The following is a 15,997-nucleotide window of genomic DNA, read 5'->3' on the forward strand; positions in this document are numbered from 1 at the left end:
ATCAATTCATATCTTATGATCGAATGCTGCAAATGTTCCGGATTCGATGGGATTGGTCCGTAGGATCGAGATCGTGAAATAACGACCTGCTAGCGCTTTTGGACACGAATGCTCCAAACGTGCGCAGAAATCCGAACATAAGGCTTTGAGCTTCAAGAAACATAAAGTATCGGACATTGAATCGAAAAAATCGAAGGGATTCGCATGAAGGTTGCGGTAGTCGGGCTAGGGTATGTCGGACTTTCGAATGCCGTGCTGCTGGCCCAGCAAAATCAGATCGTCGCCGTGGACATCTCGCAGGATCGCGTCGATGCGGTGAACCAGCGGCGTTGTCCGATCGCCGATGCCGATCTAGACCATTATTTACAGAACAGGCATCTGGACCTCTCCGCCACGACCGATCTGGTGTGGGCGAGCCGCGATGCCGATTATATCGTCATCGCTACGCCGACAAATTACGATTCTGTCACCAATTATTTCGACACATCCAGCGTGGAGGAGGTGATCGCCAGAGTCAGGGAGATCAATCCCAACGCTGTGATCGTTATTAAGTCAACGATCCCGGTGGGCTTCACGCAGAGCATGTGCCTTCTCTTCTCGACAGACAACATTCTCTTTTCGCCTGAATTCCTGCGGGAGGGTCACGCGCTCCACGACAATCTGCACCCCTCACGGATCGTTGTCGGGGGAAAGTCGCGCAGGGGACTGGAATTCGCGGAACTGCTGCGCCAGGGGGCGATCGACAAGGATGTCGAGATATTGCTCACTAATTCGTCGGAGGCGGAGGCGATCAAGCTGTTTGCGAACACCTATCTGGCGATGCGGGTGGCCTTCTTCAATGAGCTGGATAGTTATGCGCTCCATCGCGGGCTGGAAAGTCGGCAGATTATTGAAGGCATCTGCCTCGACCCCCGCGTGGGCAGTCATTATAATAATCCATCCTTCGGCTACGGAGGCTATTGCCTGCCCAAGGATACGAAGCAGCTTCTCGCTAATTACAGTGAGGTGCCGCAGAATATGATCACTGCGATCGTGGACGCGAACCGCACCAGGAAGGATTTCCTTGCTGACCATATCATCGCCAGAAATCCCAAGACCGTCGGGATATATCGCCTGGTCATGAAGGCAAGTTCCGACAATTTCCGTCAGAGCGCCATCCAGGGCATCATGAAGCGGATCAAGGCCAAGGGGATCGAACTCGTCATTTTCGAGCCCTCGCTTAGGGAGGAGGAATTTTTTGGGTCGCTCGTGATTAGGGACTTAGATGAATTCAAATCGAGAAGCTCCATCATCATCGCCAATCGCAGATCGGACAATCTGCGCGATGTGGAGGGTAAAGTCTTCACCCGCGATCTTTACGGAGTTGATTGATGCGTACCGTTCTTGTGACAGGATCATCCGGGTTCATCGGATATCATCTCGTGCGTCGTCTGCTCGCCGCTGGTTTCCGCGTCGTGGGTGTCGACAATCTCTCCGATTATTATGACGTGACACTCAAGCGACGGCGCCAGTCGCATCTCCTCCAAAATCCGAATTTCAGGATCGTCAACGACGCTGTGGAAAGCCCTTGCCTATTAATGACTTTGTTCCAGCAGGAGAAGCCGGATATCGTCATCCATCTGGCGGCGCAGGCGGGCGTCCGCTATTCGATCGAAAATCCGCGAAGCTATCTCGAAAGCAACATCGTCGGCACCTTCGAATTGCTCGAGGCGGCGAGGACGCATCCTCCCGAACATCTTCTCCTCGCCTCTACCTCCTCCGTCTATGGCGCCAATGAGGAGATGCCCTATCGGGAAACCGACAAGGCCGATCACCAATTGAGCTTCTACGCAGCCACGAAGAAATCGACCGAGGCGATGGCTCACAGCTATGCGCATCTGTTCGGCCTACGCACTACCGTGTTTCGCTTCTTCACGGTCTACGGTCCTTGGGGCCGGCCGGACATGGCGTTGTTCAAATTCACCAAAGCAATCCTTCGCGGCGAGCCGATTGATGTCTACAATCATGGCGATATGAAGCGCGATTTCACCTATATCGACGATCTGGTCGAGGGAATCCGCCTGCTGGTGGACGTGCCGCCCGGCGAGAACGGAGGCGTCGGGGACCATGACAGCAAGTCGCCCGTGGCGCCTTGGCGCATCGTCAACATCGGCAATTCGCAGGCCGTCCAACTCACCGATTTCATCGCTGCCATAGAGGAGGCGACGGAGCGGACCGCGCATCGCAACCTCTTGCCCATGCAGCCCGGCGACGTGCCGGCGACCTGGGCGGAGGCGGGCTTGTTGAAGTCGCTGACGGACTACGCACCGGCCACCTCGGTTCGGGAGGGCGTGCGGAAGTTCGTCGCCTGGTACCGGGACTATTATCAGGTCTGATCGCCCAACGGGGATGAAGCGAAGGGAGGGCTCGCCGCGATGAATGCCGACCATGCCTTAGGGCGGCGGCTGCCCGCCGCAGGTGAACGAGGAACTATGGCAAGGCTGGGCTCTAACCTCGCATTCGCGTCCATCTCTCAGATATTGCGCTATGCGGCTCCCTTGTTCATCTACCCCTTCCTTACCCGCACCCTTGGCGTGCAGGCGTTCGGTGAATTTTCCACGGTCATGGCCGTCGGCCTGATGTGCAGTGTGTTCGTGGAGTTCGGCTATGGCCTGATGTCAGTCCGGGAACTCGCGAGCGGCGACAGGAAGGCCACAGCGGGGGTCGTGTTCGAACTATGCCTTGGCAGAGGCATCATGTTCCTGGCCGCCGCAGCGGGCCTTGCTATCATCTGCCATTATGTCGACTTGCTGCCCGACCGGTCATCTTATTTCGCGGCATTGGCGATCGCGCTGGTCTACGGTTATTCGGCCTCTTGGTACTATATCGCCATGGAGCGATCGAAAGCGCTCGCTGCGCTCGACCTTTGCTGCTCGCTGGCAACCTTCGGGCTGATTCTTTCCTTCGTCCGTGGCCCGGGCCATGCGCTGCTGGCGGTCTGGATATTCGCGATCCCCTTATTCCTGATCGCCGCCTATGGTCATGTCCAAGCGGTCAGGAGCTATGGCCTCCACCCCGTCCCCGTCCGCTCGTTGTTCGCGTCACTGGCCCAGTCGCTCCGCTTCTTCTTTTTCACCGGTTTCCCGTCGCTGACGAACCGCTGGAGCGTGGTGGCGCTGGCCATCTGGTCGGACCCGCTTCAGGTTGTGTATTTTTCGGCCGGGGAGAAGCTGACGACCGCTGCCATCAACAGCACGGTGCCGATCACTCGCGTCTTGCTGCCCAGGATCTCCCGGACGATGGCGGGTGATCCGGTGGCGGCCTACCGGGAGATCAGGAAATTCACCGGGATTGTCGGCGGCCTCTATCTGTTCACTGCTATCGTCACCATAGCCCTGTCGCAGTTTATCTTCACGCTGATGTTCGGCGCTAAGCTGGCCGCCGGCTATCCAGTCTTCGCGGTCCAGATGGCGATGGTTCCCTTCGCGGCGTGCTCGCGTGTGCTGGTGCAGGCTGGTTTTACTACCTTCAAGAAGGAGGGGTTCTGCGCCGCTGTTTTCATCGCCTCCACCGTGGCCTATATCCTGCTTTCCACGCTTCTGGCTCCTAATGACGGGGGCATCGGCATTGCCTCGGCGCGTGTGGCGGTAGAGATGATCGTCTTCTCCGTCTTCATCCGATCCTTCATACGGATGGGCAGGGATGTGAACGGCAGTAGCAATCCGAGTCCCTCTTTAACGGATATGGGGAAATGAGAGCTCTCTTCGCGGTCGACCATATTTTCGGCATCTCCCGTAATCTGGAGGTATTCACGATCGGCGGCAAATTTCCCTATTCCGCGTGGCAGAGCTATCTTGACGTCTTTTCCCGATTAACGGTGATCAGCCGCGCAAGACCTCTGGACGACACGACCCACCAGCTATCGTCGGAGGGACCGCGCGTGGACTTCAAGCTGCTAGAGGCGCGGCGCGGCATCGCCCGCCTTCGCGGCATGGGGGAGACGCGAGCGGCAGTCTATGGAGCCGTAGCTAAGGCGGATGTTGTGATCGCCCGCCTCCCGTCCGAAACGGCGCTACTGGCCTGCGCGGCGGCGCGGCACTATGGTAAGCCCTATCTGGTGGAGGTCGTCGCCTGCCCTTGGGATGCGCTATGGTTCCACGGTTCGAAGGTAGCCCGCGCCTATGCGCCGCTTTTCGCGCTGCGTAACCGGTATGTGATTAAGCGCGCCCCTGCCGCACGCTATGTCACCCGGACGTTCCTGCAGGGGCGCTATCCAACATCCGGCGCGCAATTCGTGGCGTCCAATGTGGAGCTGCCCACCGTCCAGCTGAATGGCCCGTTCAACGGATTCTCCGATATCGTGCAAATCGGCACCATCGGCGCGCTGCATAGCCGGCTGAAGGGAATCGACGTAGCGATGCGCGCCCTGCAACGGCTCAAGCGGACCGATCCCGATTTGCGCTTCCGCTATCGCGTGGTGGGAGAAGGGGACGCGACGCCTTTCCTGCGCAACCGGGACGCACTGGGGCTGGAGCAGGAGGTTTCCTTCGAGGGCACCCTGCCTCCGGGCGAGCCGATCGCCCGTTGGCTTGACGGCCTCGACCTCTATCTGCAGCCCAGCTACCAGGAAGGTCTGCCCCGTGCCGTTATCGAGGCGTTGAGCCGCGGGCGTATTGTCATCGGCTCCACAGCTGGCGGCACACCGGAACTGCTGAAGCCCGACCGCCTGCACAAGCCGGGTGATGACGAGGCGCTGTCCCGCATCATCCTAGAAGTCCTCGGCACGCCCAAGTCGCAACTGGCGGAGGAGGCGCAGGCCAATGTGAAGATCGGGCAAGGATTCACCAAGGAAACCATCCTGTCCGCGCGGCACCGATCCCTGCAAGCGCTCGCCCAACTCGCCGGAGGCCGGTCGTCATGAAACGCCATGTCCGCGCATTTGTCCGCCGCCATTATGCTCAGGCTGTATCCGTCCGCTGGATCTACGCCACGACGCGCGCAGGCGCGCGGCGCGGGCTGTTCTGGCAACTGGTTGCCCGCTATTATGGCCATAAGCTGGCCAAGCGCTTCGGCATCTATGTCTCGCATAATGCCACCATCGGCCAAGGCCTCATGCTCCCGCATCCGGTCGGAATCGTCATAGGCGAGAGTTGCTCCATCGGAGAGAACGCGACCATCTACCAGCATGTGACGATCGGCCGCCGCAGCCGGAACGATCCCCGCTATCCGGTCATCGGTGGCAATGTGGTGCTCTATCCGGGGGCCGTCGTCATCGGTCCTGTCCGAATCGGGAAATTCGCGCGCATCGGCGCCAACCAAGTGGTGTCCTTCGACCTGCCGGACGGATCAGTAGTGGCGCCTCCCACCGCGTTGGCCATTGACAGGCGAAATCTGGCAGAAGCGCCGCACGGACAGGAGAAGACGGCATGAGCAGGACCAACGCAGCGCCTAATTTTTTCGAGGCGGTGACGATTAGGCCCTCCCGGCCGCTATGGATCGCCATCATGGTCTATGTGCTGGTTTACCGGATCGTCACCCCGCCGGTGAACGCCTATGTCATGGATACGGGTGCCTCACTGATTTGGCTACGCGCTCTGAGCAACGCCCTGTACCAGGGCACGCTTTTTTTCCCGATCTTGTTCATGCGTCGCGTGGGCATCTTCCATCCGCTGGCGTTTCCTGCGCTCTATGACGCGGCCTTTTCAGTCGTCTTCGATCCGGCGCATCTCTTCCTGCCCTTTCTGGCGGCAGACCGGCAATTCCTAGCCGCCAGCACCAGCTATTCCATATTTCTGTGGGGCGTCGGCGGAGAACAATATGCCAATCTGAACATCAAGCTGGATATCGTCTGCTCGATCTTCCTCATCTTCACCTATGCCGGTTTCATGCTGCTCAGGTCCAAGGGCAGGATGGGCGCTAGCCGCAAGCAGGATATCGACCGGTTCATCCCCATCGCCTCCGCCTGCTATCTGATGCTGGCGATCCTAGGGGGATTCGTCTTCATTATGGCCCGTGGCGGCGTGGAGCAGCAGATCCTCTCCTTTTACAAGGGCCGCTATGAAACGCTTTCCGGGCTGGGCGTTTTTTCTACGCCTGTGAAGACGGCGGTGATCGCACTGATGCTGTGGGTCGCCGCTACCCCTGGCCGCCGCCTGCCCCTGCCGTTGGCGATATTGGGCCTTTGTCTCATCCCACCCTATTGGCTCGTGGACGGATCCCGCAGCAGCCTGATTATTCTGCTGCTCTCCGTGATCGTGATCTACGCCCTAAAGGCAAGGGCGATCCCCAAAAAGGCTCTGGTCGTGGCAGGCACATTCGCCTTCATCGCCTTCGGTCTGCTGGGCCTGCTTCGGCGGGACTATCATGCGACGGAAGTCAATTTCTCCGTCTTCTCCGGCGCGGGCCTACTGGAAGCTGTACAGGCCAGCCAATCTGAAACCAACAAGCGCGGCGCGGAGGAGGGCGATATCGCCGTCGTCAAGGCGATGGACCGCATGGGCCCGCTGATGGGCCGCAGCTATCTGTCCGTGCTGGCGCTGCCCATCCCGCGCGCGGTCTGGCCGGACAAGCCCAAGAACATCTTCACCTATGTCAATTGGGTGGCGTTTCAGGGCAAGCCGATCGATTCCCTCGCGCCCAACACTTGGGGCATACCGGTCCGGTCAGCGACGGAAGCTTATTGGAATTTCGGCTATTTCGGCTTGACGTTCATCGGACTTCTGGTGGGCGTGGGGCAGCGCTACATGTTCAACGTGCTGCGCGACAATCCAGCTTCCGTGCCGCTGGCCGTCCTCTATGTCGAATCCCTGCTTTATCTGAATGGCGGGTCAAGATGGGCCTTCTACTTCATACAGAACGGCGCCACATTGCTACTGATCATCGGCCTTGCGGCACTGCTGCGCCAATATACTGCGCGCCAGAGGGGACCCGGATGGAACGCGGTACATGGGCAGGGGAACATCTTTCCCCGCAGCCCTTCCGTCACCGGCGCGTGGCGCTGAGGATCTTCACATCGGTTGCCGTACACCACATAGTCCCGGGCGGTCGCTACCGCCCATTTCGAAATGCGATCACAGGAAGTAGGTGAGGACGGGCCGGCGTTGGCAACGAAGATATTGTCCAACAAGGATAGCCGCTCAACCCTGTCAGCCTTGATCCATTGGCCATGGCAGGCCTCGACCCTGTTTCCTTGGACGGATATGCTGCTAGTGCCCCCCGTCCGATCGTTGCCGATGTAGATCGCGGCGCGCTCACTGGCCTTTCTGCCTTCCGGCCCATCCGTGCAGGGATTGACGATGCTGTTCCCGATGATGGCCACATGGTCTGGCCATGATCCTTCGCGCCAGGGATCGAAGTTGGGGCCGACGATCAGGGCATTATGCGTCGTGTCTACAATACTGTTTCCCGCGATCAGCCCGTTGGAGGCGCCGACGACGATTCCGTGGCCTCTGTTCAGGGAAATGCGGTTGTTCCTGATCGCGAAGCCATCGGTCGCGGCCGACAGAATGTCGAGATATGCTGTTCCGGCGGGAATGTCGCCGGAAAAGGATATGGCATAGAAAGTGGCGCTTTTCGCACCATCCCTGACGGCCCTGGGAAAGAGAGGCGCCATGTCGGCGGTGGCTTGAAGGCTTGGCGTTGAGATCTGACTGAAATCGCTTACCCTTGCGCTGCCCAATATATGAAAATCGCCTCGCGCCAGGAAACGGACCTCGTCTGCCGGCCGGACGATCCTTTCCAGTGTGCCGTCATTCCCAAAAGGGCGGATGGCAATCGCGCTCCTGGCACGGGTGATCGACCCAATGCCTAGGACTAGGCCATGCAGATTGATGCCATCGTCGCCCGCTCGGCTGATCTCTGAATTGTCGATTTCGGGACCTTTCCTGCTATAGGCGAAGTTTACTCCGTCGGCATTGACGGACAACAGGCGGCCCTGCCTTGACCCTGGCGGTGGCGGCCCCGGAATGATCCGGACATTTACGGCATTGTCGCCTTCGAGATACCGCCCCATAATACCCATTCCGGGGGAGGAGAGGATTGAGACGTTGCTGAGCCGAACATTCTTTGAAAGTCCGTCCAGCCTTATCGCCGGGTTTCCCCTAGGCCGAAACGCGATCAAATCCCCTGGCCGGATGGAGGCGGTATGGGATGACGGTATGGGGATTGTACCAGCCCTTCCGTTCCGATCGATTTCCAAAGCACTGAAATATAGCGTCGATCCGCCTGTCTTCAGTTTTCGGCTCTGTCCATCGTAAAGGAAGACGCGGTTGTTGTTCCCATTCACGGGCGGATAGTGATCCATGATGGAAAATGAAAATTCCCCGGCATGGACGCCCGTTACGATGCCCTGCGTGAAGGGCAGGGGATCATAGTCTATCGAGAGATCATGGAGGGATATATTCTCGCTCCCAACGCCTATATGGATGCCTGTCTTGTTTCCATTAAAGATCAGGATCGAATTGCCGCCATCTAAGGTGAGATTCTTCCGGTTTGATATTTCAAGCGGCGCTATGCGGCACGAGGAATTAGGTTTCAGCCTTATCGTTATCGCCTCGTGGGGCGAGGCGGACGAGATGGCCTTCTGAAGGGTTTGGCAGTCGGCCAAGACGGGGACGGAAGCATTCCCCGTCAGCAGAAGCAGGGGAATTGGCAACAGGCAAGCCGGGCAATGCATCCTCAAGGCCATCGTGGGACCGTCATTCCTGCGCGGTGACAAGGCGAAAGCCCTGAAAGCCGCCTCCCAGAACCTTTACTTCCAGTTTCTGGACAGGGCAGTCTTTCGGAACCAGAAAGGCAATTATTTGCGGATCGTTGGATGCCATTTCCATTGCCGCCATGGTGCCCGAGGGCACGCACCGCAGCCGGACCGACGGATAGTTCCCGTTCATGGCGGCGGGGCGTCCTTCCATTTTCACACGGTGAAAACCGGGTGCGAGGGTTAGTACGCGCCAGCCGAGCAATCGGGCGAGTTGTTCTTTATGGCGATAGGTCAGGCCGCCCGACGCATCTAGCGACCATGCGATCCCCGGATGATCGGAAAAATGCCAAGCGAAGGGATCGCGGTCTCCCTCATGGTTGGAAAAGGCGAGCGTGCTTGCCCCGCGATCGCCATCCAGTGCGCAAAGGCGCCAGGTCTCTGGGGCAAGCCTGACCTCCCCGCGAGCGAGCCAGCGCGTGACCAGGTTTTTCACTGCGCCGCAGTCCATCCGGCCCTTGAACGGCTTCAGTGCGTCTAGGAACAGGGGAAATGTGTCTTCTGAGCCATGGGCTCCCGCGAGGGAAAGGATTTGATATTGAAAAGAGGGACTGCGTGCGGTTAGCCCAGCTAGTGCCGTCCGGCCACTGGGATCGGCCATAAAGTCCTGCACTGCGCGGCCCAATACAGGCGCGCGCGCCTGTATCTGCAGCAGCGCTTGGAGCCGAAGCGAGGCGCTCGGCCAGTCTCCCGCCCGCGCCGCCGCGTCCAGCGCGGCATATTGCGCGATTTCGTCATGCCAACCCCGGGCAGCCGCCAGCTCTAATGCCTGGATCGACTGCTGCTCCTTTCCCGTCCTTGCCGCCGCTAGGGCATAGAGGCTCAGATTTTCCGCTGGAAGGGGCCGTCGCAGTAGGAGTCTGCTCGCCTCCAGATAGGCCGCGCTGGGATCGGCCCGGTCCTTGAGCAACCGTTCGACGCGGGTGGCTTGGCTGAAGGAGCGGAAGGCGGTGGGCACATAGCCAGTCAGGTCAGGTTGGTAACGGGCTTGCCGGTCAAGCTCAGCAAAAAGGATGACCGACGCCGCCGCAAGCCATCCGAAAAACAGGAGAAAGGGTCCGGCCTTCGGCCGAACCCCTTTGTCATTCACCGGTCTTTTCCCCACGGCCATATTCATAATAATCATATCCATAATAACCGGAGGCGTTGCCAGTCGTCTTCGGATCGAATTTTGTGAGCAGTGCACCCACTACCGGTGCCCGCACCAGTTGTAGCCTGCGCAGTGTGCTCTTGATCGATCCTCTCTGCCCCTGCGACGCATCGACCACCAGCAGCGTCGCGTCCGCTGCGACCGACAGGGATGCGGCGTCGGAAAGGCCCAGCATGGGCGGACTGTCGATGATCACCTGATCGAAGCGGGCGCGGCAATAGTCCACCAGCCCCTCGATACGTCCGTTTCCAAGCAGGATCGACGGATTGACCGGCGTCGGCAAGGCGGTGATGGCATGGAGATTGGGGATGGCGGTAGCGATCAGTACATTCTCCAGTGACTCTTCCCCGGTCAATATCGCTGTCAGGCCCGGCTTTTTGGGCAGATCCAGCAACTTGTGTACCGTCGGCCGCCGAAGATCGCCATCGATTAGGAGGACGCGCTGTCCTAGCACGGCCAGACGCTCTGCTATCGCCAGCGAGGTGGTCGATTTGCCTTCGCCCGCGCGTGAGCTAGTCACAGTCAAGATCTTCGGAAAACCGTCCACGCCTGCATAGCGTAGATTGGCGATCAGCGAGTTATAGGCCTCGCTCACCGACGACTTTGGGTCTTCCAGTTCTTCCTTCACATCGCCCTGTGCAATCTGTGGCACGAGGCCAAGAAGCGGGACCGACAATTTGCGCTCCACATCCTCCGGCGCGCGGATGGCGTCGTCGAAATGCTCGCGCGCGAAGACGAAGATGCCGGAACCGAGCGCGCCGATGAGCAACGCCAGCGCGAGGTTGAGGACGAGCTTGGGCGACGCGGGCGACCGCGGCACCTCCGCTCGGTCAACCAGCGAGACATTGTTGGACGCGGCCCCGGCGGTCGCGTTCAACTCATTATACCGTCCCAGCAGCGTGTCGTAGAGGGAGCGGTTGGTTTCAGCGACACGCTTCAGGATATTATATTGGACGCCGCGATCCTGTTCGGAAAGCGCGGCTGACCGCAGGTCCCGCACCTGGCGCTGCAGGGATGTCTCCTTATCCCGGGCGGCCTCATATTCCAGCAGCAGGGAGCTCTTGATCGATCGACCGAGCGCTTCGATCTGGCCGCTCAGGCGGACGACCTGAGCCTGCAACGCAGTAACGGTCGGATGCCCGCCCAGATGGCGCGATGCCTCCTGCGCAAGCTGCATCTCCACTTCGCTGCGCTGGCGGATCAGGCCCTGCACGGCGGGATTTTCCAATACCTGGGGAATGGTCAGGACGGCGGAGTTCTTCACGCTGTTCCAGCGGTCCTCGGCGGAGGTCCGTTCGGCCGTGGCCTGGCTCGCCGCGCCATTGACCTGGACCAGCGTGTCGTTGGTCACGGACAGCGTAGCTTCCCTGTCAGCATTCTGGCCCTGACCTTGGACGCGAACCAGACCCGCCGCGCGGGAATATTGGTTCAGGTCTCGCTCCGACTGTTCCAGGCGGATACGGGCCTGCTCCAACTGCTGCGAAAGATAGTCGCGCGCATAGGAGGAACTATCGAACTTCCGCGCGAGATTGGACGAGATATAGCTTTCCGCGACGAGATTGGCGACCTTGGCCGCATAGCTGGGATTGCTGTCGCTGAAGCTGATCGCCACGAGTCGGCTGTCATTGGGGAGCGACACGGCCAAGTTGCGCTGCAGCGCCTCGATCGCCGCGTCTCTCCTTAGCCGTTTCAGCCCTTCAGCGCCCCGATATTGATAGTTCAAATCGGCCTCACCCGGCATCGGCGTGTCGACCGCCTCAAAAAAGGTCGGTTCCTGCGCGAAGCCACCCTCATCCACCACCTTGGCGGCCAGCGCGCGGCTGCGGATGACGTCGACCTGGGTTTGGAGGAAGCGGTCGGCATCCTGATAAGCGGCGGCGGGCGACACGTCCTTGTTCTCGATGATCTGGTCCGTCTGCTGCTCGATCAGCACGCGCGACGTTGCCACATAGCGCGGTGTCATCAGCAATGTCGCCACGATGCCGCAGGCCAGTGCGCCGATGACAATCGCGCCGATCCACCAGATATTTCGCCGGATGGAATAGATAAGCCTGGAAAAATCCAGCTCGAACGTCGGACTGTTGTCCTCCGCCTCGCCGGCCGGTGGAGTGTCTCTCCTCAACAGGCTGACAGCTTGAGGGGAAAGCATGGGTTCAACTCGCCCGGTCATCAATCAATACCTTCGGAATATGTTGAACAATGGCGCAGCAGAGAGGATGTCCCGATAGGTCCCTTTGACTGCCGAAAAGCCGACGACGATCTTGTCTCCACCCAGTATCTGTGGGTCCGGGGCTTTGCCCTGTTCGATCTGGGCGAGGTTGAAGACTGCACCTGTCCTTTCTCCCTCCACGGTACGGAAGACCACGATCTGATCCTTCACCGCCACACGCGTCAGCCCCTCAGCTCTCGAAATGGCGTCCAGCAGGGACGATGTGCCCGCAATCTCGTACACGCCGGGCTTAATTACATTGCCGCTGACCGTCACGCGCTGCGCCACCGACTGCACGACGCCCACCACGACCTGAGGCATCCGGATGAAGCTCCGTGCCAATCTCGATGAGATCAGGGCACCCAATTCATTTGGGGTTTTGCCGGATGCGGGCACCTCCCCGATCAGGGGGAAGTTGATATTGCCCCCGGAATCGACCTGAATCTCTTCGAAGGTGAGATCTGGTTCCTGGAAGACTCGGATCGAAATCTTGTCCTCCGGCCCGATCAGATAGGGATGGCGCGGGCCGGTGGGGTCTTCCGGCGGCATTAGCTTATAGGCTGCCTCCCCGCTCGGTAGCCCCGCCGGTGAAAAACATCCGCCCAGCGACATTGCCAACGGCACGATCAGTGCGGCAAAGCCGGAGCTGCGTTTGGGAATCATCTGTGTCGGGTCCTTTCACTTCCGGCGACCAACAGAGCAATCATCGCGGCCGCCGTACACATAATCGCTTGATTTCGTAAAGGATAGTCAAGCAATGATTGCATGGATATTGCCATGATCGCCGATATTGGAGCAAGAAAGTGTGAATGAATCCTATACGCATGCGAGCGGGTGAGGCGCAAACCATAAATGAGCCAGCCTAGCGCAAGCAATCCGCCGAACAGTCCGCTCTCCAGAAGAAGTTCCAGATATTCGTTGTGAGCGCGTCCGGCGAGATGGCTGTTTGCATTCTCGAGCGATTCGTCGATCTGGAAGACTTCGTCGAAGGTTCCAATGCCGCTTCCTGCTGGCCAGTATCGCGAAATGGCGACGAGGCTGTCCTGCCATATCATCGGCCTGGCGTCGCGAAGGTCGTCGAAGCGGTGCAGTATTTCTCCGGCCTTCGAATTTCCCATGGCGAGCGCGCTCAGCGCTCCCAAGGCGGCAAGCACCGAAATGGCAGCCATATAACTGCCTTGGAACAAAGGTCGGCGGGGCGCTGCGCATAGATATTGAAGCAGGAGTTGGATGGCGGGAATGATCAGTAGCGCAATGCTTGAACGGGATTGGGTCAGGAAGACGCCGGAGGTGAGCAGGGTGCCAAACGCAGCCTTGGTCATCCGACGCGAGGGGCAATCTCCCGTTTCGATTCCCAGCAGGGAGCAAAGGGCGATCACCAAGAAAAGGCCTGCGGAATTATGATTGGCGAAGGTCCCGTAGAGATGGCTCGGATTGCCTCCGCCATACCAGTTCAACAATTGCCGGCCCGATGCCAGTTGAATCGCCCCGATCATTATGTTGGCGATGCCCAGACCGGTGATCCATTTGAACACGGAAGCGTGTAAGCGTGAGGAATGGTCGCCGGCCGTCGCTAATATCGTGAAAGGCGCGAGCAAGCCGATGAAGGCAACCAGCGTTCTGGCCGGATCGGTGGTCCACGTCATCCAATGTTGGGATTGATCGATCAGCGCGAGCGACTGTGCCTCCACCGCGCGCCCGGGCAACGCGTTCCACAGCAGGGGCGGAAGCGGCACCAACTGCAGCAGAGGCAATAAGAGCGTCAGCGCTACAAGGATTCGGAGTGGCGTGGGAGCGTGACGAAAGAAATTGACCGCCTGTGAGGGCTTAAATGCAAGAATGACAAGAGCCGAAAGCTGAACAACGGCATTCATTATGCCATAGCGAACTCCCCCACCGCCGAAGACTGTGGCAATTGCCAGAAGAGCAAAAAAGTGCGCCGTATGCTTGCTCTTCAAGCCAGAAATCCAGTGCGTAGCCGCGTTGGAATTCTGCACTTCCATTATTCCTCCAGGTCAAAACAAAGCCTCCCCAGCCCGTGGCCAAGGAGGCGTATAGTGTCGGTAAGGATGATGTCAGTTGGCGCCGCGGGACTTGTTGCTGTCATCGACAATAGCGTATGTCGCCGCACCCACACCGGCGCCGAGAAGGCCAACCAGGATCAGGCTGCCGGTTTGGATACCGTTTTCCTTGCGCACAGTGACGCTCTTGCGGGCACCGAAATCGCTGAACGCCGCCTCAGCGATGGCGGGGCGGATAGGCATGGTCGATGCTTGGGTGCGCGTGCCAGCCTGTGCCGTCAATGGGGCCATCAGCAATCCAATCATCACCGAACCGGTCAGAATTGATTTAAAGGTCATAATCAGCCTCCATTATCCTGTTGAAACGAATCTTGTCTTCGAATGCTTGTAATCCTATAGTGCAATGCACAATCTCCTGCAATGGAGAAGTTTAGTGGCAAGATTCGGGCTATATATCGGGCTGATTGCATGCTTCTATGTTGCGAATGCCATATTTTTCTGCGCGCGAGCCGAACCGAACGTTCAGCCTCACATGCTGTGGAGTGACATGCTGTTGCTCAATGATATTGATTGGCGGCTCAAAATGGCCGCTGGTCAGAATTGCCGCTACCCGACGCTGGGGACGGGGATCGTGCTCGACAGTCTTCTGGCTTACAGAGCAACCGAAAGGCCTGCTTTGGCCACGCGGCTGGGATTGGGCGAGATACCGCAGGTCATTGGTCTGGCTCATGGTTCGCCGGGCGAGGCGGCAGGGCTTGCGGTTGGCGATCGCATCACCGGAATTGGCGGTATTCCGGCAATGGATATGATGCTCTATCTGGGTAGTCGAGATGTCCTTCCTGAAAATATTCTTCGGAATATCGCCGACATGGCTCCGGCCAAGCCGATTCGCTTTGAGGTTGAAAGGAAAGGAGAGCATTTCGGCTTAGATGTTCAAGGCATCGCCCTGTGTGGAGGCACGGTTACGCTGAAATCCTCCCATCAAGCGGATGCCTTCAGTGATCGGAACAATATAGCCGTTACAACCGGAATGGTCTCGATGCTGGAAACGGCCGATGAAATGGCGTTCATCATCGGCCATGAATTTACGCATATTCTGTTTGAAGACTCCAAGCCGCAGAAAATCTCCAGATTGGAGAAGGAGAATAGAGCCGATTTATATGGGACGTTGCTGGCCGCTTGCGCCGGCTTTGATCCGAAAGGTGCGATTACAGCGTTAGAGAAACTGAAAAGGCGATCCGGATTGAAGTTAGATATTCTGAAGACACATCATGGATTCGATCGTCGGCAGAAGGCGATCCGGAATCTTCTGCATTCTATTATTAATTGCGAGGAGATTTTCGGAAATAAGCATGATGTACGATCATGAATTCATGATGATCGATAGGATTGAGGCGTGGAATGAAATTCATCATTGCAACGATATTTTTGATATGGGTAATGGGATTTTATCACATTTGGCGCAGGCAAACCGCCTCCATTGAATATGTTCCAGTTACCTCCTTCGACCGTATCATCGCTGTATTTTGGCCGCTGCTCTATTTGATATTATTTTTCCTAATGGCTCTGAATTGGTGCCAAAATCGGGATTGGAAATTTTAGCTGCCCTGAAAATAAGTGGCGATAGGCTATGGCGGCCGGAGGCTACGGCTCCTGATGCAGAAAGGTGCTAGGCGTGGTTTGTGATTTTGGCATAGCAGGTCGTCGGGGGACTAGGCACCTAACTATAGGCACCTAACTAAGAGCCGATTCAGAAGTTCTTAAATTCCAGCAATACCTTGCGGTACGCCGCGTGATCATGCGGATTGAAGCGATGAGTGCTCAGGCGGTGGGTGAAGCGATGCACCTTTCCCAGTCTTTGGCGAGGCCGCGGCACCTGCCGA

At 58.3% G+C, this 15,997-nt stretch carries 12 protein-coding genes; 6 read left to right on the forward strand and 6 right to left on the reverse strand.

The genetic code is table 11. The features are described from left to right. Positions 1 to 204: 204 nt before the first annotated feature. From MJ601_RS20445 to MJ601_RS20465, 5 genes are read left to right on the forward strand one after another with little or no spacing between them, the layout of a single operon-like run. The gene (locus tag MJ601_RS20445) at positions 205 to 1,371 is read left to right on the forward strand and encodes a nucleotide sugar dehydrogenase (protein ID WP_242130240.1); all 1,167 of its coding nucleotides are present in this window, start codon (positions 205 to 207) and stop codon (positions 1,369 to 1,371) included. Next, on the forward strand, positions 1,371 to 2,375 hold the full coding sequence (locus MJ601_RS20450; RefSeq protein ID WP_242130241.1) for an NAD-dependent epimerase/dehydratase family protein: 1,005 nt from the start codon (positions 1,371 to 1,373) through the stop codon (positions 2,373 to 2,375). The genes MJ601_RS20445 and MJ601_RS20450 overlap by 1 nt, the downstream gene beginning before the upstream one ends. A gap of 39 nt (positions 2,376 to 2,414) precedes the next feature. Then, positions 2,415 to 3,734, forward strand: a complete 1,320-nt coding sequence (locus MJ601_RS20455; protein ID WP_242130242.1) for a lipopolysaccharide biosynthesis protein — start codon at positions 2,415 to 2,417, stop codon at positions 3,732 to 3,734. Beyond that, positions 3,731 to 4,900, forward strand: a complete 1,170-nt coding sequence (locus tag MJ601_RS20460; RefSeq protein WP_242130243.1) for a glycosyltransferase — start codon at positions 3,731 to 3,733, stop codon at positions 4,898 to 4,900. The genes MJ601_RS20455 and MJ601_RS20460 overlap by 4 nt, the downstream gene beginning before the upstream one ends. Next, a complete protein-coding gene (locus MJ601_RS20465) occupies positions 4,897 to 5,409 on the forward strand; it encodes a serine O-acetyltransferase (protein WP_242130244.1) in 513 nt (170 codons plus the stop codon). Before MJ601_RS20460 ends, MJ601_RS20465 begins: the two co-directional genes overlap by 4 nt. A gap of 1,411 nt (positions 5,410 to 6,820) precedes the next feature. Here MJ601_RS20465 and MJ601_RS20470 read toward each other — a convergent pair. The 6 genes from MJ601_RS20470 to MJ601_RS20495 form a co-directional block, all read right to left on the reverse strand. Further along, the gene (locus tag MJ601_RS20470) at positions 6,821 to 8,665 is read right to left on the reverse strand and encodes a hypothetical protein (protein WP_242130245.1); all 1,845 of its coding nucleotides are present in this window, start codon (positions 8,663 to 8,665) and stop codon (positions 6,821 to 6,823) included. Between the two features lie 10 nt (positions 8,666 to 8,675). Further along, the gene (locus tag MJ601_RS20475; RefSeq protein ID WP_242130246.1) at positions 8,676 to 9,851 is read right to left on the reverse strand and encodes a hypothetical protein; all 1,176 of its coding nucleotides are present in this window, start codon (positions 9,849 to 9,851) and stop codon (positions 8,676 to 8,678) included. Beyond that, positions 9,817 to 12,054 (reverse strand): GumC family protein, encoded by a 2,238-nt coding sequence (locus tag MJ601_RS20480; RefSeq protein ID WP_242130247.1) that lies wholly within the window; start codon positions 12,052 to 12,054, stop codon positions 9,817 to 9,819. Before MJ601_RS20480 ends, MJ601_RS20475 begins: the two co-directional genes overlap by 35 nt. Positions 12,055 to 12,057: 3 nt before the next feature. Beyond that, entirely contained in the window at positions 12,058 to 12,756 is a 699-nt protein-coding gene (locus MJ601_RS20485) for a polysaccharide biosynthesis/export family protein (protein WP_242130248.1), read from the reverse strand. Next, the gene (locus tag MJ601_RS20490; RefSeq protein WP_242130249.1) at positions 12,753 to 14,096 is read right to left on the reverse strand and encodes an O-antigen ligase family protein; all 1,344 of its coding nucleotides are present in this window, start codon (positions 14,094 to 14,096) and stop codon (positions 12,753 to 12,755) included. The genes MJ601_RS20485 and MJ601_RS20490 overlap by 4 nt, the downstream gene beginning before the upstream one ends. A gap of 72 nt (positions 14,097 to 14,168) precedes the next feature. Continuing rightward, positions 14,169 to 14,453 (reverse strand): hypothetical protein, encoded by a 285-nt coding sequence (locus tag MJ601_RS20495; RefSeq protein ID WP_242130250.1) that lies wholly within the window; start codon positions 14,451 to 14,453, stop codon positions 14,169 to 14,171. A gap of 208 nt (positions 14,454 to 14,661) precedes the next feature. On the opposite strand from MJ601_RS20495, the gene MJ601_RS20500 reads away from it, so the two are divergent. Further along, positions 14,662 to 15,483 carry a M48 family metalloprotease gene (locus MJ601_RS20500; RefSeq protein WP_242130251.1) on the forward strand — a complete coding sequence of 274 codons (822 nt, stop codon included), beginning with the start codon at positions 14,662 to 14,664 and terminating at the stop codon, positions 15,481 to 15,483. Positions 15,484 to 15,997: the final 514 nt, after the last annotated feature.

Origin of the sequence: Sphingobium trunci, from assembly GCF_022664535.1 — a bacterium.
Taxonomy (GTDB): domain Bacteria; phylum Pseudomonadota; class Alphaproteobacteria; order Sphingomonadales; family Sphingomonadaceae; genus Sphingobium.

Bases quoted from the DNA above. Each gene is read 5' to 3' on its own strand.
- MJ601_RS20445 (WP_242130240.1), top strand. From the start codon at position 205: ATGAAGGTTGCGGTAGTCGGGCTAGGGTATGTCGGACTTTCGAATGCC.
- MJ601_RS20450 (WP_242130241.1), top strand. From the start codon at position 1,371: ATGCGTACCGTTCTTGTGACAGGATCATCCGGGTTCATCGGATATCAT.
- MJ601_RS20455 (WP_242130242.1), top strand. From the start codon at position 2,415: ATGAATGCCGACCATGCCTTAGGGCGGCGGCTGCCCGCCGCAGGTGAA.
- MJ601_RS20460 (WP_242130243.1), top strand. From the start codon at position 3,731: ATGAGAGCTCTCTTCGCGGTCGACCATATTTTCGGCATCTCCCGTAAT.
- MJ601_RS20465 (WP_242130244.1), top strand. From the start codon at position 4,897: ATGAAACGCCATGTCCGCGCATTTGTCCGCCGCCATTATGCTCAGGCT.
- MJ601_RS20470 (WP_242130245.1), bottom strand. From the start codon at position 8,665: ATGGCCTTGAGGATGCATTGCCCGGCTTGCCTGTTGCCAATTCCCCTG.
- MJ601_RS20475 (WP_242130246.1), bottom strand. From the start codon at position 9,851: ATGAATATGGCCGTGGGGAAAAGACCGGTGAATGACAAAGGGGTTCGG.
- MJ601_RS20480 (WP_242130247.1), bottom strand. From the start codon at position 12,054: ATGACCGGGCGAGTTGAACCCATGCTTTCCCCTCAAGCTGTCAGCCTG.
- MJ601_RS20485 (WP_242130248.1), bottom strand. From the start codon at position 12,756: ATGATTCCCAAACGCAGCTCCGGCTTTGCCGCACTGATCGTGCCGTTG.
- MJ601_RS20490 (WP_242130249.1), bottom strand. From the start codon at position 14,096: ATGGAAGTGCAGAATTCCAACGCGGCTACGCACTGGATTTCTGGCTTG.
- MJ601_RS20495 (WP_242130250.1), bottom strand. From the start codon at position 14,453: ATGACCTTTAAATCAATTCTGACCGGTTCGGTGATGATTGGATTGCTG.
- MJ601_RS20500 (WP_242130251.1), top strand. From the start codon at position 14,662: ATGCTGTTGCTCAATGATATTGATTGGCGGCTCAAAATGGCCGCTGGT.